Genomic DNA, 19,253 nt, shown 5'->3' on the forward strand with positions numbered 1-19,253 from the left:
CTCAACGCGCGGTACGCCTGGACGCTCGCGACCGGCAAGGGCGTGACGGTCGCCGTCGTCGACTCGGGTGTGGACGCCCGCAACGCCCACTTCAAGGGGGCACTCGTGCCCGGCAAGTCCCTCGTCCCCGGACTCAAGCCCACCACCGACGCGGTCGGCCACGGCACGGCCATCGCGGGCCAGATCGCCGCCCGGCTCGTCAAGGGCTCGGGCGTGATCGGCCTGGCACCGGAGTCGAAGGTCATGCCCGTCCAGGTCTTCTACGCCGACGACGAGCGGAGCCGCCAGCAGGGTGTGGGTCCGCGTCCCGACCGCATCGCGGCAGGCATCCGCTACGCCGCGGACCACGGCGCCAAGGTCATCAACGTCTCGATGAGCACCCCCACGAGCAACGACGCCCTGCGCTCGAGCGTCGAGTACGCCACGCGCAAGGGCTCTCTGGTCGTCGCCTCCGCCGGCAACCGCAACGTGTCCGAGAACAAGAGCGACGGGCCGCGCTACCCCGCTGCATACCCTCAGGCAGTGGCGGTCGCCGCGGTGGACCGCGGCGACTTCGTCGGGCAGGGGTCGATCCACGGGCCCCACGTCGACGTCGCGGCCCCGGGGACGAGCATCCTGACCACCTTCAAGGGCGCCGGTGACTGCGTCCTGGAGGAAGAGGAGGAGTCGACCAGCTTCGCGACCGCGTACGCCAGCGCCGCGGCGGCCCTGCTGGCCCAGCGCTTCCCCACCGAGGGCCCGGCGGGCTGGAAGCACCGCCTCGAGGCGACCGCGTCGCGCGACCAGCGCGACCGCCGCGACGACTCGGCCGGCTGGGGACTCATCCAGCCGTACGAGGCCCTGACCGCCCTCACCGACGGCAGCGTGAGCGGACCCGTGGCCCCCGGGGTGACCCGCCCGCCCGTGGTCGCCACCCCGAAGCCGGCCATCGACCTGCGCGCCGTCCCCGACCCGCACGCCCCCGAGCGCACCGCCGCCCTGTGGTGGTCTCTGCTCGGGGTGAGCGCCCTGATCGCGCTGGCGCTCGGGGGCGCCCTGCGGCCCGGCCGCCGGCGCCGCACCGCCTGACACCACCGTCGCCCCCTGACAACCGGTTGGTCAGCGCACGAACCGGGATGGGAAGATCACGCCATGACCGACGCACCCACCACGCCTCGCGCTGCCACCATCCCCGACAAGCCCTCCATCGACGGGCTCGAGGACACGTGGTCGCAGGTATGGCGCGAGCAGGGCACCTACGCGTTCGACCGGGCGTCCGCCCACGAGCGCGGGCGCGGAGCGGTCTTCTCTGTCGACACCCCTCCCCCGACCGCGTCCGGTTCGCTGCACATGGGGCACGTGTTCTCCTACACGCACACTGACTGCATGGCCCGCTACAAGCGGATGGCCGGCTTCGAGGTCTTCTACCCGATCGGCTGGGACGACAACGGCCTGCCCACCGAGAAGCGCGTGCAGAACTACTACGGCGTCCGCGGCGACGCGACGCTCCCCTACGTCGAGGGTTTCGAGCCCCCGCACCGCGGTGACGCCAAGAGCCTCAAGGCGGCCGACGCCCAGCCCATCTCGCGGCAGAACTTCATCGAGCTGTGCGACGAGCTGACGGTCAAGGACGAGGAGGCGTTCGAGAGCCTGTTCCGCCGTATGGGCTTCAGCCTCGACTGGGACATCTCCTACCGCACCATCGACGACCACTCGCGGGCCACGGCCCAGCAGGCCTTCCTGCGCAACCTCGCCCGCGGCGAGGCCTACCAGTCCGAGGCACCGGGGCTGTGGGACGTCACCTTCCAGACGGCCGTGGCCCAGGCCGAGCTCGAGGCCCGCGACTACCCGGGCGCCTACCACCGCGTCGCGTTCCACGGCGCCGACGGCCCCATCCACATCGAGACCACGCGCCCCGAGCTCATCCCGTCCGTGGTGGCGCTCATCGCCCACCCCGACGACGAGCGGTACGCCGCCCTGTTCGGGACCACGGTCACCTCGCCCCTGTTCGGGGTGGAGGTCCCGGTGGTCGCGCACCACGCGGCCGAGCCCGACAAGGGCGCCGGCATCGCGATGTGCTGCACCTTCGGCGACCTCACCGACGTCATGTGGTGGCGCGAGCTGCAGCTGCCGACACGCTCGATCATCACCCGGTCAGGACGCATTCAGGCCGACGTCCCGGAGTGGGTCGCCGCAGGCCCGGGCGCGGCGCTGTTCGCCGAGCAGGTCGCGGGCAGGACGACGTTCGGCGCCCGTGAGGCCATCGTCGCCGCCCTGCGCGCGTCCGGCGACCTCGACGGCGAGCCGAAGGCGACCCAGCGCAAGGCGAACTTCTACGAGCGCGGTGAGAAGCCCTTGGAGATCGTGACGTCGCGCCAGTGGTACATCCGCAACGGCGGCCGCGACCGCGAGCTCAACGCCGAGCTCGTCGAGCGGGGGCGGGAGGTCGACTTCCACCCGGCCTTCATGCGCGCCCGCTACGAGAACTGGGTCAGCGGCCTCAACGGTGACTGGCTCGTCTCGCGGCAGCGCTTCTTCGGCGTCCCGATCCCCGTGTGGTTCCCGCTCGACGACGCCGGCGACCCCCTGTACGACAAGCCCCTCGTGCCCTCGGAGGACGAGCTGCCGGTCGACCCCGCCGCGCAGGCGCCCTCGGGCTATGACGAGTCACAGCGCGGCGAGCCCGGCGGGTTCGTCGGCGACCCCGACATCATGGACACCTGGGCCACCTCCTCCCTGACGCCCCAGATCGCGGGCCGCTGGCGCGACGACCCCGAGCTGTTCGCCGACGTCTTCCCGATGGACGTCCGGCCGCAGGCGCACGACATCATCCGCACCTGGCTGTTCTCCACGGTGGTTCGCTCGCACCTCGAGTTCGGGTCGGTGCCGTGGCGGCACGCGGCTCTCTCCGGCTGGATCCTCGACCCCGACCGCAAGAAGATGAGCAAGTCCAAGGGCAACGTCGTCACGCCCGAGGACGTGGTCAAGGAGCACAGCGCCGACGCGGTGCGCTACTGGGCGGCGAGCGGCCGCCTCGGCGCCGACGCGGCCTACGACACCGGGCAGATGAAGGTCGGCCGCCGCCTGGCCATCAAGGTCCTCAACGCGAGCAAGTTCGCGCTCAGCTTTGGCGAAGCCGAACCCGCCGTCACGGACGGCGGTGAGGTCGAGGGCAACCTGTCGGCCGCGGTGACCAACCCCCTGGACGTCGCCATGCTCGCCGAGCTGCGTGACGTCGTGGCCAAGGCGACCGCGGGGTTCGAGGCGTGGGACCACACCCGCGCGCTCGAGACCACCGAGACGTTCTTCTGGACCTTCTGCGACGACTACCTCGAGCTGGTCAAGGACCGTGCCTACGGCGGCCAGGGCGAGGAGGCCGCCGCGTCCGCGCGGGCGGCGCTGCGCATCGCCCTCGACGTGGTGCTGCGGCTGCTCGCTCCGTTCCTGCCCTACGTCACCGAGGAGGTCTGGTCCTGGTGGCACGAGGGCTCCGTGCACCGCAGCGCCTGGCCGACGGTCGAGGAGCTCACCGCGGGTGAGGGCGGCGACGCCGCCGTCCTCGGCGCGGTCGGCGAGGCCCTCGCCGGGGTCCGCAAGGCCAAGTCGGAGGCCAAGGTCGGCATGCGCGCCGAGGTCGCCTCGCTCGTGCTCGCCGGTCCCGGGCAGTGGGTCGCGCGCGTGAAGCAGGCGGAGGCCGACCTGCGCGCCGCGGGTCGCATCACTGCGACCCCGACCTATGCCGAGGCCGAGACCCCCGAGGTCCGCGACGCCGAGCTGATCCCGGTGGAGAAGCCGAAGGCCTGAACGCGGCGCAGCCCGTCCGGCTGCACCGTGATCCATGGGACGTCCCAGCCCGCGATGCCCAGCTCGTGGCCGGCGAACCGCCCCTCGTCGAGCAGGGTGACCTGGCCACTGGCGGGGTCGTAGACGTCGAGCACGCGGTCGCCGTCACCGGGCAGGACGAGGGTGACGTGGCGCGGCAGCGTGGCGCTGCCGATGTAGAGCAGGGCGGGCTCGCCGTCGGCGACCACGTCGACCAGGGTGCGGTGCGCCGCCCTCAGGGCTGCGGCACGCAGCGGTCGGACCACGCGCAGCTCGTAGGTCGTGCCCCTGCGGGCGGCGCCGTACTCGAGCTCGGCCCGCGCACCCCACGGTGGCGTGCCGAGGGCACGCGGCCAGGGCAGGTTGAGCCGGCCGCCCGCCCCGCGCAGCCCGTTGGTCCGCGCCATCACCACCCGTTCGTAGGCAGCGAAGCGCGCCTGCTCGGTGGCGCCGGCCGGGGCGTCGCCCCGCGGCCCCTCCCCCGTGGTGATCCACCGCGCGAAGGCGGGGTTGACCAGCATCCGGGCCACCGTGAGGCAGGCGGAGCCACAGGTGACCGGGCTCTGCTGGACGGGCCCGGTGTCACCGACGCGCAACCGGAAACCCGAGGCCATGGCCCCATCCTCGCCGGTCGCGGCACACGGCGTCCAGCATCAGGGCGTCCAGCATCAGGGCGTCGCGACCGCCGCCTCCCGCCGGCCCGCCCGCGCGAGCAGGTGGGCCTGCGGCGAGGCCGACCAGGACACCGCCGGGGGCTCCCCGAACCTGGCCGGGCGGTCGGCGTCGGTGATGTGGTCGCGCGCCCAGGGCCACAGGTCGAGCGCCAGCACCGCGGGGATCGGCAGGTCCGCGCCCACGGACCGGCCGACGTCCCAGCCGTGCAGGGTGATCTCCAGGGCGCCGACGCCGCCGAGGACCTCGCGCGCGAGCCATGCCTGCCCGAGCGCGACCGGACCGTCCTGCGCGGGCACCCACTGCGCGACGAGGCTGCACGCCCGCTGGCGCACCCTGCCGAGGAGCTCCGCAGCCTCGCCGTCGCCGGCCACCGGCACCAGGCTCAACCGGGTGGCACCGGCCGCCTCGCCCAGGGCGGCGAGCGAGTCGTCCATGTGCACCAGCAGGTCGCGCAGGGACCACTGCGCGCACGGGGTGGGGCGGTCGAGGTCGGCCTCGCCCACGCGGGCCAGGCAGATCCGGGCGTAACCCACCGCCCGGTCGAGCAGCTCGATGGTCCGCGGGACCGTGGCCGGGGCCCCGGGCAGGGTCACGGCGCCCCGGCGCCGACGACGTGGTCCGCAGGGAGCGAGGCCGGGAGGCCGAAGGTGGCGAACAGCTCTGCGTCGAAGAACGCCGCCACGTGCTCCACCTTGCCGCCCCGCAGCGTGAGCACCTGGAGGTGGAACGGCGCGAACGTGCCGTCGGGCTGGCGCATGTAGAGCCCGTAGGCGGGCTGCCCGTTGGCGGTCGTGGCGACCATGGGCATGTCGTGCACGCCGCCGGGGCACTGGGTGTCGATGAGCCGGCCGATGTCCTGCGCACCGGAGTACCACCCGGTGTACGGCGGCATCTCCCAGACGGCGTCGGCGGTCAGCATGCCGACGATGGCCTGGATGTCCTTCTCCCAGAACGCCTTCACGTACCGCTCGAGCATCGCCTCCTTGTCCGGGTCCAAGGTCGTCTCGAGCGTGTCCTGGCTGACGTCGGCCTTCGCGAGCTGGGCGTGGGCCCGCTGCAGGGCGCTGTTGACCGCGACCTCGGTCGTGTCGAGTGCCTGCGCCACCTCCGAGGCCCTCCACCGCAGCACGTCGCGCAGGATGAGCACGGCCCGCTGGCGCGCCGGCAGGTGCTGTAGGGCCGCCACGAACGCCAGGCGGATGCTCTCGCGCTCGGCGACGATGGTCGCCGGGTCGCTGGACTCGCCGACCACCAGCGGGTCGGGCACCGGCTCGAGCCACGTGACCTCGCTCGACTGGGCGAGCTGGTCGCCGGGGCTGCTCGCGGGGGCACCCAGCCCGGTGGGCAGCGGCCTCCGGTCCTTGCCCTCCAGCGCCGTGAGGCAGACGTTCGTCGCGATGCGGTAGAGCCAGGTGCGCACCGACGACCGCCCCTCGAACCCCTCGAACGAGCGCCAGGCGCGCAGGTAGGTCTCCTGCACCAGGTCCTCGGCGTCGTGGATCGAGCCGGTCATCCGGTAGCAGTGCGCGGTGAGCTCGCGCCGGTAGCCGTCGGTCAGCTCGGGGAACGCAGCCTGGGCCGGGCGCTCCTTCGTGACGACGTCGGTGTCGCTGCGCTGGGTCATCGCATCCTCCTGGTCGGTCCCCCCTGCGCGAGCCGCCGCGCCGGGCTGGTGCTGCGGTCCCACCCTAGGCACAGGAGGACCACACGAGGACAGACTCCGACCTGCGCGGAAACTCATCGGCGGCTCGCTGACCAGCCGGAAGATAACGAAATGTCACCCATTCGCTGACCTCCCTGCAGGTGCGGCCGGAGGTTGCCTAGGGTCGGTGACCATGACGCGACGGGACGGGCTGCTCCTGGCCGGCGGCGGGGCGACCCTGCTGCTGGCTGCCTGGGTCTCCGCCTCCGGGCCGGTCGCGATCTTCGCCCGCCGGGACCTGTCCGGCTACGAGGCGCCGGCGCCCGGCGAGGACTACGGCACCACGCAGGCGGCGCGAGGCGAGGCCGAGAAGCTGTCCTCGGGCATGCCCGGGCAGGACCAGCCGCTGTTCGTCACGCTCATGACGTGGGCCTTCAAGGTCGCGCTCGCCCTGGTGGTCCTCGCCGTGCTCGTGGCGGCGGCGCGCGCCGTGCGTGAGTGGTGGCAGACCCGGGAGGAGCCTGACGACGGCGTGCCCGCCAGCATCCTCCCCGAGGCGGTCCTGCGCGGCGCCGAGGAGGGCGAGGAGCTGCTGGCCACCGGCACCCCGGCCAACGCCGTGGTCGCCGCCTGGGTGGCCCTGGAGTCGGCCGTCCGCTCGGTCGGCATCCGCGACGACGCCTCCCTGACCTCCGCCGAGCTGGTCACCACGGTGCTGCGCTCCTACTCCGTGGAGCGGGCTCCCCTCGACACCCTTGCTGCCCTGTACCGCGAGGCGCGCTTCTCCACCCACCCGGTGGGCGAGGACATGCGCGAGCGGGCCCGGGAGGCACTGCAGCAGGTGCAGTCCGACCTGCGGCGGGTCCACCGCAGCGGCACCAGCGCTCCCGTCACCACGGGCCACCCCGGTCGGCGCGGATGAGGAGGAACCTCGCCGGTCTCGGCGCCGTACGGGTGCTGCTGCTCGCCCTCGCCGCAGTCCTGCTCGTCGGGGCGGTCACGGTCAGCGTCCCCGTGCTCTCCAGCGCCGGGCTCCTCGTGGCCTGCGTGGCCCTGGTCGCCGCACTCGGCGTCCTCGTCCAGGGGCTGTGGCAGTCGCGGGGCCACACCGACTGGTCTCACACCTTCACCGCCCCCGCCCAGCCGCGAGGGGTCGACACCCGCATCACGCGGCTGGCGGGCGACGTGCGAGCGGCCGCGGCAGGCGACGCCGACGCGGGCCGCCGCCTGCACGCCGCGGTCTCGATGCTGGCCGTCGACCACCTCCGGCTGCGCCGCGGGCTGTCCCTGGCCGAAGAGCCGGAGGCGGCAGGCGCCGCGCTCGGACCCGACCTCACCGCATACCTCACCCAGCCCCCGCCGAGCCGGTTGCCCGGCGACCGGCTCGCGGCGTTCACCACCACCCTGGAGGAGCTCTAGTGACGCAGTCCCCGACCCCGACCACCACGTTGACGCTTGAGCAGGTCTCGGCCCGCGCGGCCGACATCCTGGCCGAGGTCGAGCGCGCCGTCGTCGGCAAGCGGCGCAGCCTCGAGATCGTCCTGGCCGGCGTGCTGGCGGGCGGCCACGTGCTCATGGAGGACTTCCCGGGGCTGGGCAAGACGCTCGCGGCACGCTCCTTCGCCCAGGCCCTCGGGCTGGACTTCGCCCGGGCGCAGTTCACCCCCGACCTGCTGCCGAGCGACCTGACGGGCTCGTTCCTCTACGACCAGCGCACCCACGAGTTCACCTTCCGCCACGGCCCGCTGTTCACCGGGCTGCTGCTCGCCGACGAGATCAACCGCACGCCCCCCAAGACGCAGTCCGCCCTCCTCGAGGCGATGCAGGAGGGCCAGGTCACGGTCGAGGGCGAGACGTTCCGGCTGCCCCGCCCCTTCCACGTCCTCGCCACGGCCAACCCCGTCGAGTACGAGGGCACCTACCCCCTCCCCGAGGCCCAGCTCGACCGCTTCCTGATGCGCGTCAGCTTCGGCTACCCCACCGCCCGCGAGGAGTGGGACGTCCTGTCGCGCCGCATGGAGCGCCGCCAGGAGGCCCAGGAGGTCTCGCGCGTCACCGATGCCGCGGGGCTCATGGAGATGCAGCAGGCCGTCGAGACCGTGACCGTCGACGAGGGTGTCGGCCAGTACTGCGTGAAGCTGGCCGCGGCGACCCGCACGCACCAGAACCTGCTCATGGGCGCCTCGCCGCGCGGCTCGCTGGCGCTGCTGCTCACGTCGCGGGCGTATGCCGTGCTGCGCGGCCGCGACTACGTCACCCCCGAGGACGTCAAGGCCGTGGCGCACGCCTGCCTCGACCACCGCGTGACCGTCCGCCCCGAGCTGTGGATGAACGACGTGTCGGCGGCCAGCGTGGTCGACAGCGTGCTGTCGTCGGTGCCGACGCCCGCACCCCTCGGCGCCTCGGCCCGGACCGGCTTCGAGCGCCCGTGAGCGGAGCCCCCGCCGTGGGCGCCGCGAGCGGCGCGGAGGCCGCGGGCCTGCGGGTGTCCGGGCGGTGGCGGGCGACCCCCGCCCACGTCCGGGCCCTCGGCCTGGGCGTCCTGCTCGTCGCCGTCGGCGTCGTACTGCGGCGCCCCGACGCCCTGGTGCTCGGCGCACCCCTGCTCGTGGTCGCCCTGTGGTCCAGCGTCCACCGACCCACGGCCGACCCCGAGCTGCGCGTCCGCACCACCGCGCCCCTGCTGCGTGAGGGACAGGCCACCGCCTGGCGGGCGACCCTCGAGCCCACCGCCCAGGTCGAGGAGGCAGGACTGACACTCCTGCCGACACCGCACACCGCGTACGACCCCGGCTCCCGCTCCGTGGCCGCCGCGGTCGACCCGCACGGCACCGAACCCACCGTCCTGTCGGTCACCTGTCGCAGCACCCGGTGGGGACACCGCACGCTCGGGCCGGCCACCCTGGCCCTGAGCAGCGCCCTCGGCGGCTTCCGCTGGGAGCCCGAACCGATCTCCCTCCCGGCCGTCCCGACCGTGCCGCTCCCCGACACGTTCACGGCCCGGGTGGCCGTGCCGCACCCCGACGGCCTCGTCGGCCAGAACCGCTCCCACCACCCCGGTGACGGAGGGGAGCTCGACCAGATCCGGCCGTTCCGGTTCGGTGACCGGCTGCGCCGCGTCCACTGGCCCGTCTCCGCCCGCACCGGGCAGCTGCACGTCACCGCGACGCACGCCGACCAGGACAGCGAGATCCTCCTGCTCGTCGACGCCATGCACGACATCGGGCGCAGCGAGGGCGTGGACGGCTCCGGCAGCAGCCTCGACAACGCGGTGCGCGCTGCCGGCGCCGTGGCCGAGCACTACCTGCGGGCCGGCGACCGGGTCGGACTCATCGTCCTCGGCGCCCGTGACCTGCCTCCCGTGACCGCCGCCGCGGGGCCCAACCACCTGCGCCGGCTGCTGGACGCCCTGGCCCGCACCAGGGTCGCCGACGGCACGGTCAGCGACGAGAAGCGCCTGCGGTCGCAGCTGCGGCACCACGTCTCGGCCGGCACCCTGGCGGTCATCCTCACGCCCGCCGTGTCCCCCGACGTGCTGGCCCACGCGGTGGGGCTGTCCCGGCGGGGCATCTCGGTCGTCACCGTCGACACCCTCCCCGCCGAGCTCGCCTCGCCCGACCTTCCCGCCGAGCGCCTCGCCGACATCGCCGCGACAGCCGCAGAGCACCCCGACGAGACCCGGCTGGCGTGGCGGATCCGGCTGCTCGAGCGCTCACGCGAGATGGCCCGGGCCCGGGAGGCCGGCGTCCCCATCGTGCCGTGGGCCGGTCCGGGCACCCTCGACCTGGTGCTGCGTGACCTCGGTCGCCGCTCCCGCGCTCCCCGGGTGGTGAGCCGGTGACCGCCGCCACCGCACCACGCCGTCCCTCGACCAACCGCCTCGCCTCGGCCCTGTCGCTGTCTCGGTCGCAGGCCGCCGTCCGCGCACTGCTCGTCGTGGCGTCCTTCGCCCTCGTCGTCCTGACCCTGGTCGCCGCGCCGCACGCGCTCATCGTGGCCGCCGTGGCGCTCGTACCGCTCACCTTGTGGGCCGCGTGGCGCCCGGAGTCGTCGTGGGCGACCGTGCTCGTCGTGGGCCACGTCCTGCACTGGGTGGCCACCGTGCCCGTGCCGGCCGGCGCCGGTGCCTGGTTGCGGCTGCTCGGCGCGGCGTGGCTGCTGCTTGTCGTCCACCTGGCCGCCGCGCTGACGGCGAGCCTGCCGCCCGGCGCACCGCTCCCCCGCGCGACGCTGCGCCGGTGGGCCCGCCGGGGCGCCGTCGTCGCCGGCCTCACGCTCCCGGTGTGGGCGCTGGCGCTGGTCGCCGGGGAGCAGCGCGTGCCCGGCGAGGTCGGCCTCACGTATGCCGCCATCGCCGCAGCCGCGGTGCTCGCCCTGGTTGTGCACCTCCTGGCGCGCGACGACGACCGGGGTTGACGCGGCCGTCCCGTCGACCGCAGGTCACGCGCCGTCCCGCTCCCCCGACGCGTGAGGGGCCGCCCGGACGTCCGGGCGGCCTCTCACGGGTGTCGGTGGGGTCAGGCGGAGCGCTTGCGCGTGCGCTTGGGCTCCTCGTCGCGGCGCACGATCGTCGGCAGGACGTTGTCCTGGACGACCTCCTTGGTGACCACGACGCGGGAGATGCCGTCGTCGCTGGGGACGTCGAACATCACCGGCAGGAGCACCTCCTCCATGATCGCGCGGAGGCCACGGGCGCCCGTGCCGCGCTTGAGGGCCGAGTCGGCGATGGCCTGCAGCGCGTCGTCGGTGAACTCGAGCTCGACGCCGTCGATCTCGAACATCTTCTTGTACTGCTTGACCAGGGCGTTGCGCGGCTCGGACAGGATGGTCACCAGCGCCGACTGGTCGAGCGGGCTGACCGTGGTGATGACCGGCAGGCGGCCGATGAACTCGGGGATGAGCCCGAACTTCATCAGGTCCTCGGGCATCACCTCGCCGATGGAGTCGGCCAGGTCCTTCGGCGTGTGCAGCTCGGAGCCGAAGCCCAGGCCCTTCTTGCCGTTGCGCGACTCGACGAGCTTCTCGAGGCCGGCGAACGCGCCACCGACGATGAACAGCACGTTGGTGGTGTCGATCTGGATGAACTCCTGGTGCGGGTGCTTGCGACCGCCCTGCGGCGGGACCGACGCGGTCGTGCCCTCGAGGATCTTCAGCAGCGCCTGCTGCACTCCCTCACCGGACACGTCACGGGTGATCGAGGGGTTCTCGGACTTGCGGGCGATCTTGTCGACCTCGTCGATGTAGATGATGCCCGTCTCGGCCTTCTTGACGTCGTAGTCGGCGGCCTGGATGAGCTTGAGGAGGATGTTCTCGACGTCCTCGCCGACGTAGCCGGCCTCGGTCAGGGCCGTCGCGTCGGCGATGGCGAAGGGCACGTTGAGCATGCGCGCGAGCGTCTGCGCCAGGTAGGTCTTGCCGCAGCCGGTCGGGCCGATGAGCAGGATGTTGGACTTCGCGATGTCGACGGACTCGACGTCCTTCTTCGCGGTCGCCTCGCCGGCCTGGATCCGCTTGTAGTGGTTGTAGACCGCGACGGCGAGCGCCTTCTTCGCGACGTCCTGCCCCACGACGTAGTTCTGGAGGAAGTCGAAGATCTCGCGGGGCTTGGGCAGCTCGTCCAGGCCCAGCTCGGAGGACTCGGCGAGCTCCTCCTCGATGATCTCGTTGCACAGGTCGATGCACTCGTCACAGATGTAGACACCCGGACCCGCGATCAGCTTCTTGACCTGCTTCTGGCTCTTGCCACAGAACGAGCACTTCAGCAGGTCGCCGCTCTCTCCCATGCGTGCCACTGGCGTCCTCCGGTCCGTTCCGTTCGCATGCTGCCCAGGCCGAGCAGCACCGGCCCCGACGCTACAGCGCCGAGGGCCTCCTACGCTCCATTGAAACCGCCGAGTCGGGTCCCAGTCAGCCTTGTCCGCTGAGGGCGGACAACTGCCGCCAACCCACGGACTGCCCCTTGCGGCAGGTCGCTGAAGTTGGTGGGTGGCGCCGCGCGCCGGTACCCTGTCCACCACGAGGGGAGTACTTCCCAGAGCCGGTCCGGTCAGTACGAGCACCCCATGGTGCTCCCGGACGGCGCCGCGCCCCACCGGTGCGGTGAAGGAGACCTCGGACGGCTCGACCCGCCCGAGGAACCCCCATGACACCTGGACTTCCCCAGCTCCCCCACACCCTCGTCACCGCCGCAGCCGACCCCGCCGCAGGCGACTCGATCGGCACCCCCACGCTGTGGGCGGTCAGCATCGCGGGCGTCCTGCTGCTCGTGCTGCTCGACTTCCTGCTCACCCGCCGGCCCCACGAGGTCTCCATGAAGGAGGCCGTCGGCTGGTCGGCCTTCTACATCGCCCTGCCCGTCGCCTTCGGCGGCTACCTGTGGTCCCAGCACGGCGGGACGATCGGCGTCGAGTACTACACCGGCTACCTCGTCGAGAAGTCGCTGTCGGTCGACAACCTCTTCGTGTTCATGCTGCTGCTCGCGGCCTTCGCGGTGCCCCGCGAGCTGCAGCAGCGCGTGCTGCTCATCGGCGTGGTCGGGGCGCTGGCGCTGCGCGGGGTCTTCATCGCCCTCGGTGCCCAGATGCTGCAGACGTTCGACTGGACGTTCCTGCTGTTCGGGGCCGTGCTCCTGGTCACCGGCGTCAAGCTGCTCAAGGACGCCCTGTCCGGCCAGGACCACACCATCGACGTGTCCCGGATGCGCAGCGTCCGGCTGCTGTCCAGGGTCATGCCCGTCGAGGACGGCTACCACTCGACCGCCATGACCGTACGGCGCCCCGACCGCCACGCTGGGCGCCGCGCCCTCACCCCGCTCGCGCTGGTCACCGTCGCCATCCTCGCCACCGACATCGTCTTCGCGGTCGACTCGGTGCCTGCGGTCTACGGCATCACCGGCGACCCCTACCTCGTGTTCGCCACCAACGCCTTCGCGCTGCTCGGCCTGCGCGCGCTGTACTTCGTGCTGGAGGGTGCGCTGTCGCGGCTCGTCCACCTCGGCTACGGCCTCGCGGCCATCCTCGGCTTCATCGGCGTCAAGCTCGTCCTGCACTGGGCGCACGGCGTCTGGCCGTCGGCCCCCCAGGTCCCCACGCTCGCCTCCCTGGGCGTGATCGTCGGCATCCTCGCCGTGGTGACGGCCACGAGCCTGGCCGCCACCCGCGGGGGCAGGGACGCGGGCGGGGACGACGATGCCGCCCGCTCGAAGCCCCACGCGGTGCGCGGGCGGTGAGCGGGCGGCATCGGGCCGCGGCGCCGTACGGCGCGCAGCGTCAGTCGTCGAGCGTGGCCTTGCGCGAGCCGAGCACCTCGTCGATGAGGCCGTACTCCTTGGCCTCCGCGGCGGAGAGGATCTTGTCGCGCTCGATGTCGTTGCGGACCTGCTCGATGGTCCGGCCGGTGTGGCCCGCCCAGGTCTCCTCGAGCCAGGTGCGCATGCGCAGCACCTCGTTGGCCTGGATCTCGATGTCGGAGGCCTGGCCGTAGTCACCGCCGGCGAGCGCCGGCTGGTGGATGAGGATCCGGGCGTTCGGGAGGGCGAACCGCTTGCCCTTCGCGCCTGCCGACAGCAGCACCGCGGCCGCCGAGGCGGCCTGCCCGATCACGAACGTCTGCACGTCCGGGCGGATGTACTGCATGGTGTCGTAGATGGCCGTCATCGCCGTGAACGAGCCACCGGGGCTGTTGATGTACATCAGGATGTCGCGGTCGGGGTCCTGGGACTCGAGCACGATCAGCTGGGCGATGACGTCGTCGGCGGACGCGTCGTCGACCTGCACCCCGAGGAAGATGATGCGGTCCTCGAACAGCTTGGTGTAGGGGTCGAGGCGCTTCATGCCGTAGGAGGTGCGCTCCTCGAACTGCGGCAGGATGTAGCGGCTCGAGGGGCCGGGCACGTGGAGACCGCCGTGCATCGCGGGGTTGACGTCGTAGTTCATCGAGGTCCTCACTTGTCCCCGGTGACGGGGTTGTCGTCGGTTGCGCTGCGGCCGCCGGCCTGGGAGGCGCTGCTGAACACGTGGTCGACGAAGCCGTACTCCTTGGCCTCCTCGGCGCTGAACCAGCGGTCACGGTCGGAGTCGAGCTCGATCTGCTCCTTGGTCTGACCGGTGTGCTGGGCGATGAGCTCGGCCATCTGGTTCTTGACGTAGAGCATCTGCTCGGCCTGGATCTTGATGTCCGAGGCGGTGCCGCCGATGCCGCCCGAGGGCTGGTGCATCATGACGCGGGCGTGCGGCGTGGCGTAGCGCTTGCCGTGCGTGCCGGCCGAGAGCAGGAACTGCCCCATGGAGGCAGCCATGCCCATCGCGACGGTCGCGACGTCGTTCGGGATCCAGTTCATCGTGTCGTAGATCGCCATGCCCGCGGAGATGGAGCCACCGGGGCTGTTGATGTAGAGCCAGATGTCCTTGCTGGGGTCCTCGGCGGCGAGCAGCAGCAGCTGCGCGCAGATCGCGTTCGCGTTGTCGTCGCGGACGTCCGAGCCGAGGAAGATGATCCGCTCCTTGAGGAGGCGGTTGTAGATGTGGTCGTCCAGACCGCCTTGCGGGCCCTCGCCCGCACCGACGATCCTCTGTGGCGTCTCGGCGCTGCTCACCATGTCTCTTTTCCCTTGGCGTCCTTGGCTTGCAGTGACCCTAACGCGGACGTGGTGGGCGTAAGTCCCCGATCCACGCCGTGTTCGCCCTGAGCGCACAGGCCGGGTACGGCGTCGAGCCCCTGCCGCACGCACGCCGGCAGGGGCGCGCCCCAGGTTCCCCGTGCACGGGACCGGGGGCGCGACGGCTCGGGAGTGTCAGGCGGAGACCTTGGCCTCCGCCTCGGTGGAGACCCCCCGCAGCTCGCGGGTCTGCGGGATGACGAGCATCGCGAGCACGACCATGACGGTCACCGCCATCAGCGAGCGGAGCACGGTGAAGTGGTCGCCGAGGAAGCCGAGCAGGGGTGGCCCCGCGATGAACGCGGTGTAGCCGATGGTGGCGACGACCGACATCCGCGCCGCGGCGCGCGCCGGGTCGTCGGCGGACGCGCTGATGCCGACGGGGAAGCCGAGGGACGCGCCCACACCCCAGATGGCCGCACCGACGTAGGCGAGCACCGTGCCGCCGAAGATCACCATGAGCGAACCCACGGCCGCCATGACGAAGGTGACGCGCAGCACCGGCACCCGCCCGTAGCGGTCGAGCAGCCGGGTGCCGAGGAGGCGGCCGGCGGTCATGAAGGACAGGAACGCAGCGAGGCCGAGCACCCCGGCCCAGCGCGGCAGGTCGTAGCCCTCGGAGAAGGCCACGGAGATCCAGTCGTTGGCGGTGCCCTCGGTGAAGGCCGCCGCCAGCACGACGAGCCCGATCATCAGGGTCCGGGGCTCCAGCCAGGCCGAGCGCGGTTTCACGGGCCGAGCCACCTCCGCCTCGGTGGGCTCGGCCTCTGCCTCGACCGCACGTGGGAGGAAGGAGCGCAGGGCCCACGCCGCGACGACGGACGCGACCACGATCACGCCGCCGAAGTGCGCGAGCAGCGGCACCTTGGCCCACGACATCCCCGCGCCGACCAGCGCGCTCAGCACCGTGCCGCCGGAGAACGCCGCGTGGAAGTGCGGCATGACGGTCCGGCCGAGCAGCCGCTCCACGGCGGCGCCCTCGAGGTTCATCGCGACGTCCCACAGCCCGACGCCGATGCCGACGAAGTACAGGCCGGCCGCGACGACCCAGCGGGACTCGACCAGGTCGACGCCTGCGGCGACCACCAGCAGCCCGGCGAAGGAGACGATGACACCGGTCACGACGGTGCGCGCGGCGCCGATGCGGTCGGCCACCCGCCCCGCTGACGGGAGCGCCGTGAGCGAGCCGGCCGAGGCGGCGAAGAGGGTGAGCCCGAGCTGGCCGGCCGAGAGCCCGAGCGCCGCCTTGGCGTCGGGGATGCGGGCGGCGAACGAGGCAAAGGCGATGCCGGCGAGGGCGAAGACGACGAAGACGGCGTTGCGGGCGGCGACGACGCGGGTGCGGTCGAGGGAGGCGGTGTGGTTCACGAAGGGCTTTCAGGGCGAGCGGTCGAATCGATTCGATCGAATCGTTTCGATAGTGTGTCGCGCATGACCACCGACCGTCAACCCCGGGCCACGCTGCGGGCTGTCGCCGAGGCCGCGGGCGTCTCCACCTCGACGGCCTCGCTCGCCTTCAGCGGCAAGGGGCCGGTGGCCGCCGACACCGTCGAGCGCGTCCTGGCCGCTGCGGCGCGCCTGGGCTACACCGGGCCCGACCCGCTCGCCTCGTCGCTGCGCCACGGCCGGTCCGGTGTCGTGGGCGTCATCGTCGAAGGACGCCTGCTGCACGCCTTCCGCGACCCGTTCGCCGTCAGCGTCCTCGACGGGCTCTCGCAGGTGCTCGACGAGGTGCCCGCCGGGATGCTGCTCATCGCCCAGCACGCCGGCTCACCCGAGAAGGCGATCCCCCAGCTGGCCGGCACGGCCCTGGACGCGGTGGTCTTCTCGCTGTGCGGACCAGACGACAACCCGGCCGTCGACCACCTGGCGGCCCGCGGCATCCCCATGGTCGGCGACGGCTCCCCCGCCGACGAGCGCGTCGTGCAGCTCGCGCTCGACAACCGGGCCGGCAGTGCCGCCGTGAGCCGCCACCTGAAGGACCTCGGCCACCACCGCGTCGCCCACCTCATGATGCCGCTGCGCCACGACAGCCCCACCGGGCTGGCGACCCGCACGGCGCTCGACGACGCCGAGTTCGCCGACAGCCGCGACCGGGCGCTGGGGTTCCTCGACGTCTTCGACGACTCGTCGCTGATGGCGCAGACCTCGCTGCCCGACGTGGAGCAGGGTGCTGCCGCGGCCAGGCTGCTGCTCGACCGTCCCCCTGCCGACCGCCCCACGGCCGTGGTCGCACAGTCGGACCTGCTCGCGATGGGCGTGGTGCGCGCCGCCGACGAGCTGGGACTGCGGGTGCCCGAGGACCTCAGCGTCACCGGGTTCGACGGTGTCGAGCTGCCGTGGTTCCCGGGCACGCTGACGACCATCGACCAGCACGGCGAGCAGAAGGGGCGCCGGCTCGGGGAGCTGCTGCGCCGTCTGCTCGACGGTGAGCGGCCGCAGGACGAGCTGCAGGCCGGCGACCTGCGCATCGGGACGACCACCGCAGCACCTGCGCAGAGCTGAGCCCGGCGTCAGGCGTCAGGCGTCAGGCGTCGATCGTGGCGCCGACCGCGGGAGAGCCGGCCGCCTGGTCGTCCTGCACGGCTGTGGCCGGGGCCGGCTCGGCGACCGGCGCAGGCTCGGCGACCGGCGCGGGCTCGGCAACGAGGTGCACGGTGATGTAGTGCCCCGAGTCGTCGATCGTGACGGCGCCCTCGAACTCCATCAGGCTGTCGGTGCACCCGACCGCGTGCGCCTCCCACTTGGCCTCCAGCGCCACGACACCCCAGAGCCGCTCGACACCGACACCGGCCTCCCAGGGGGCGACGTCGTCGGCGCAGCGGCAGACACCGATGACCATCTGGTCCGGGTCGTCGGTGCGCCCGAGCTCCACCTCCGCGAACAGCCGGCTCGCCCGCAGCGACCTCTCCAGGGCCGCCTGCAGCGCCGCGGCGTGGCGCGGGTCCGCTCGGTGTGCGTTCTCCTGCACCGCCCACCGCAGCTTGTGGAAGGAGGTCATGTCCATGGAGACAAGGGTCGGGCGCACCGTCACCCGACAGATCCCGCAAACGACGTATGCCGCGCCCCGGGATCCGGGGCGCGGCACACGTTTGCCTCGGTTGGCTTGCGCCTCAGTCGTGGTCGTGACCCTCGTGGTCGTGACCCTCGTGGTCGTGACCCTCGTGGTCGTCGGCTGCCAGCTCGGAGACCATGTCGGTCGCCGTGACCTCGCTGAGGTCGATCTCGGCACCGGCGGTGTCGACGACCTTGGCCTGCTCGAGCACGGTGGCGAGCGCCTTGCGGCGGGCGACCTCGGCGACCATGGCCGGCACCTGACCCTGCTGGTCGATCGCCTGCGCGAACTGGTTGGGGTCCATGCCGTACTGCTGGGCCGACATCACGAGGTACTCGATGAGCTCGGGCTGCTCGACCTTGACCTCGGCCTTCTCGGCGATGGCGTCGAGGAGGAACTGGGCCTTGAGGGCCTTGCGGGTGCTCTCCTCGACCTCGGCGCGGTGCTCGTCGTCCTCGAGGCGGTTCTCGCCCTCGAGGTGGGCGTGCACCTCGGCCTCGACGATGCCGTCGGGCACGGGGACGTCGACGGTCTCGAGGAGGTGCTCGAGGACCTTGTCGCGGGCCTGGACGCCCTGCTCGAACTTCTTGGCCTTCTCCGCCTGCTTGGTGACGTCGGCGCGAAGCTCCTTGAGCGTGTCGAACTCCGACGCCAGCTGGGCGAAGTCGTCGTCGAGGGTGGGCAGCTCGCGGACCTTGACCGACTGCACGCTCACGGTGACGTCGGCGTCCTGGCCCTCGTGGTCACCACCGGCCAGCGGCGCGGTGAACTTCTTGGTCTCGCCGGCGGCCATGCCGAGCAGCGCGTCGTCCATGCCCTCGAGCATGTTGGCCGAGCCGACCTCGTAGGAGATGCCCTTGACCGAGTCGATCTCCTCGTCGCCGATGGAGGCCTCGAGGTCGATCGACACGAAGTCACCGGTCTCGACGACGCGCTCGACGCCCTTGAGGGTGCCGAAGCGCTCCTGCAGCGCGATGAGCCGCTCCTCGACGTCCTCGGGGGACGCCTTGGCCTCGTCGACCTCGACGGTGATGGTGCTGAAGTCCTCGGGCAGCTCGACCTCGGGCCGCACGTCGACCTCGACGGTGAACTTGAGCTCCTGGCCGTCCTCGGCCGGGACCTCGGTCACGTCGACCTCGGGCTGGCCGATGGGGCGGACCTTGTTGTCCTCGACGGCCTGGCCGTAGAACTGCGGCAGGGCCTCGTTGACGGCCTCCTGCAGCACGGCGCCACGGCCGACCCGCTGGTCGATGATGCGCGACGGCACCTTGCCCTTGCGGAATCCGGGGACCTGGATCTGGGAGCCGATGGTCGCGTATGCCGCGTCGAGGCTGGGCTTGAGCTCCTCGAACGGGACCTCGACGGTCAGCTTGACCCGGGTCGGGTTGAGGGTCTCGACGGCACTCTTCACTGCGGGGTACTCC

General features: G+C 72.5%; 18 protein-coding genes. 9 read left to right on the plus strand and 9 right to left on the minus strand.

The features are described 5' to 3' along the window. Together ASG70_RS15525 and valS are read left to right on the plus strand one after the other, a co-directional pair. A partial coding sequence (locus tag ASG70_RS15525; protein WP_200949303.1) for a S8 family serine peptidase occupies positions 1-1,068 on the plus strand: 1,068 nt, incomplete at its 5' end. Between the two features lie 63 nt (positions 1,069-1,131). Next, positions 1,132-3,783 (plus strand): valine--tRNA ligase, encoded by a 2,652-nt coding sequence (valS, locus tag ASG70_RS15530; protein ID WP_056884742.1) that lies wholly within the window; start codon positions 1,132-1,134, stop codon positions 3,781-3,783. Here the strand turns inward: valS and ASG70_RS15535 are convergent. Genes ASG70_RS15535 through ASG70_RS15545 form a run of 3 tightly spaced genes read right to left on the minus strand, consistent with a single transcriptional unit; the run spans position 3,714 to position 6,100 of the window. Beyond that, on the minus strand, positions 3,714-4,415 hold the full coding sequence (locus ASG70_RS15535) for a hypothetical protein (protein ID WP_235531532.1): 702 nt from the start codon (positions 4,413-4,415) through the stop codon (positions 3,714-3,716). The two genes, valS and ASG70_RS15535, sit on opposite strands and share 70 nt — an antisense overlap. Positions 4,416-4,469: 54 nt before the next feature. After that, complete coding sequence (locus tag ASG70_RS15540) at positions 4,470-5,069, minus strand: maleylpyruvate isomerase N-terminal domain-containing protein (RefSeq protein ID WP_056884743.1); 600 nt, start codon at positions 5,067-5,069, stop codon at positions 4,470-4,472. Beyond that, entirely contained in the window at positions 5,066-6,100 is a 1,035-nt protein-coding gene (locus ASG70_RS15545) for a sigma-70 family RNA polymerase sigma factor (RefSeq protein ID WP_082590879.1), read from the minus strand. Before ASG70_RS15545 ends, ASG70_RS15540 begins: the two co-directional genes overlap by 4 nt. A 211-nt stretch (positions 6,101-6,311) precedes the next feature. Here ASG70_RS15545 and ASG70_RS15550 point away from each other — a divergent pair, with 211 nt between their 5' ends. From ASG70_RS15550 to ASG70_RS15570, 5 genes are read left to right on the plus strand one after another with little or no spacing between them, the layout of a single operon-like run. Next, a complete protein-coding gene (locus ASG70_RS15550) occupies positions 6,312-7,040 on the plus strand; it encodes a DUF4129 domain-containing protein (protein WP_156400045.1) in 729 nt (242 codons plus the stop codon). Then, entirely contained in the window at positions 7,037-7,537 is a 501-nt protein-coding gene (locus ASG70_RS15555; RefSeq protein ID WP_156400046.1) for a hypothetical protein, read from the plus strand. Before ASG70_RS15550 ends, ASG70_RS15555 begins: the two co-directional genes overlap by 4 nt. Continuing rightward, positions 7,537-8,550: a MoxR family ATPase gene (locus tag ASG70_RS15560; RefSeq protein ID WP_056884746.1), complete on the plus strand. Its 1,014-nt coding sequence runs from the start codon at positions 7,537-7,539 to the stop codon at positions 8,548-8,550. The genes ASG70_RS15555 and ASG70_RS15560 overlap by 1 nt, the downstream gene beginning before the upstream one ends. Continuing rightward, positions 8,547-9,959 carry a DUF58 domain-containing protein gene (locus ASG70_RS15565; protein WP_082590881.1) on the plus strand — a complete coding sequence of 471 codons (1,413 nt, stop codon included), beginning with the start codon at positions 8,547-8,549 and terminating at the stop codon, positions 9,957-9,959. Before ASG70_RS15560 ends, ASG70_RS15565 begins: the two co-directional genes overlap by 4 nt. After that, on the plus strand, positions 9,956-10,534 hold the full coding sequence (locus ASG70_RS15570; protein ID WP_056884748.1) for a hypothetical protein: 579 nt from the start codon (positions 9,956-9,958) through the stop codon (positions 10,532-10,534). The genes ASG70_RS15565 and ASG70_RS15570 overlap by 4 nt, the downstream gene beginning before the upstream one ends. 101 nt (positions 10,535-10,635) lie before the next feature. Here the strand turns inward: ASG70_RS15570 and clpX are convergent, their stop codons facing one another. Continuing rightward, the gene (gene clpX / locus ASG70_RS15575; RefSeq protein WP_056884749.1) at positions 10,636-11,910 is read right to left on the minus strand and encodes an ATP-dependent Clp protease ATP-binding subunit ClpX; all 1,275 of its coding nucleotides are present in this window, start codon (positions 11,908-11,910) and stop codon (positions 10,636-10,638) included. A 350-nt stretch (positions 11,911-12,260) separates the two neighbouring features. On the opposite strand from clpX, the gene ASG70_RS15580 reads away from it, so the two are divergent. After that, positions 12,261-13,346, plus strand: coding sequence for a TerC/Alx family metal homeostasis membrane protein (locus ASG70_RS15580; RefSeq protein ID WP_056884750.1), 1,086 nt, complete (start codon positions 12,261-12,263; stop codon positions 13,344-13,346). Positions 13,347-13,386: 40 nt separating this feature from the next. Here ASG70_RS15580 and ASG70_RS15585 read toward each other — a convergent pair whose 3' ends face one another. The 3 genes from ASG70_RS15585 to ASG70_RS15595 form a co-directional block, all read right to left on the minus strand. Continuing rightward, positions 13,387-14,052, minus strand: coding sequence for an ATP-dependent Clp protease proteolytic subunit (locus ASG70_RS15585; RefSeq protein WP_056884751.1), 666 nt, complete (start codon positions 14,050-14,052; stop codon positions 13,387-13,389). Positions 14,053-14,060: 8 nt separating this feature from the next. After that, entirely contained in the window at positions 14,061-14,711 is a 651-nt protein-coding gene (locus ASG70_RS15590; protein ID WP_369818928.1) for an ATP-dependent Clp protease proteolytic subunit, read from the minus strand. A 198-nt stretch (positions 14,712-14,909) separates the two neighbouring features. Further along, positions 14,910-16,142, minus strand: coding sequence for an MFS transporter (locus tag ASG70_RS15595; RefSeq protein ID WP_056884753.1), 1,233 nt, complete (start codon positions 16,140-16,142; stop codon positions 14,910-14,912). A 63-nt stretch (positions 16,143-16,205) separates the two neighbouring features. Here ASG70_RS15595 and ASG70_RS15600 point away from each other — a divergent pair, with 63 nt between their 5' ends. Then, on the plus strand, positions 16,206-17,279 hold the full coding sequence (locus ASG70_RS15600) for a LacI family DNA-binding transcriptional regulator (protein ID WP_056884754.1): 1,074 nt from the start codon (positions 16,206-16,208) through the stop codon (positions 17,277-17,279). Between the two features lie 22 nt (positions 17,280-17,301). Here the strand turns inward: ASG70_RS15600 and ASG70_RS15605 are convergent, their stop codons facing one another. Continuing rightward, the gene (locus ASG70_RS15605) at positions 17,302-17,781 is read right to left on the minus strand and encodes a hypothetical protein (RefSeq protein WP_056884755.1); all 480 of its coding nucleotides are present in this window, start codon (positions 17,779-17,781) and stop codon (positions 17,302-17,304) included. 106 nt (positions 17,782-17,887) lie between these two features. After that, positions 17,888-19,240: a trigger factor gene (gene tig / locus ASG70_RS15610; RefSeq protein ID WP_082590883.1), complete on the minus strand. Its 1,353-nt coding sequence runs from the start codon at positions 19,238-19,240 to the stop codon at positions 17,888-17,890. Positions 19,241-19,253 lie beyond the last annotated feature (13 nt).

Source organism: Phycicoccus sp. Soil748 (genome assembly GCF_001428025.1).
Classification (GTDB): Bacteria; Actinomycetota; Actinomycetes; order Actinomycetales; family Dermatophilaceae; genus Pedococcus.

Bases quoted from the DNA above. Each gene is read 5' to 3' on its own strand.
- valS (WP_056884742.1), top strand. From the start codon at position 1,132: ATGACCGACGCACCCACCACGCCTCGCGCTGCCACCATCCCCGACAAG.
- ASG70_RS15535 (WP_235531532.1), bottom strand. From the start codon at position 4,415: ATGGCCTCGGGTTTCCGGTTGCGCGTCGGTGACACCGGGCCCGTCCAG.
- ASG70_RS15545 (WP_082590879.1), bottom strand. From the start codon at position 6,100: ATGACCCAGCGCAGCGACACCGACGTCGTCACGAAGGAGCGCCCGGCC.
- ASG70_RS15550 (WP_156400045.1), top strand. From the start codon at position 6,312: ATGACGCGACGGGACGGGCTGCTCCTGGCCGGCGGCGGGGCGACCCTG.
- ASG70_RS15555 (WP_156400046.1), top strand. From the start codon at position 7,037: ATGAGGAGGAACCTCGCCGGTCTCGGCGCCGTACGGGTGCTGCTGCTC.
- ASG70_RS15580 (WP_056884750.1), top strand. From the start codon at position 12,261: ATGACACCTGGACTTCCCCAGCTCCCCCACACCCTCGTCACCGCCGCA.
- ASG70_RS15585 (WP_056884751.1), bottom strand. From the start codon at position 14,052: ATGAACTACGACGTCAACCCCGCGATGCACGGCGGTCTCCACGTGCCC.
- ASG70_RS15600 (WP_056884754.1), top strand. From the start codon at position 16,206: ATGACCACCGACCGTCAACCCCGGGCCACGCTGCGGGCTGTCGCCGAG.
- ASG70_RS15605 (WP_056884755.1), bottom strand. From the start codon at position 17,781: ATGGACATGACCTCCTTCCACAAGCTGCGGTGGGCGGTGCAGGAGAAC.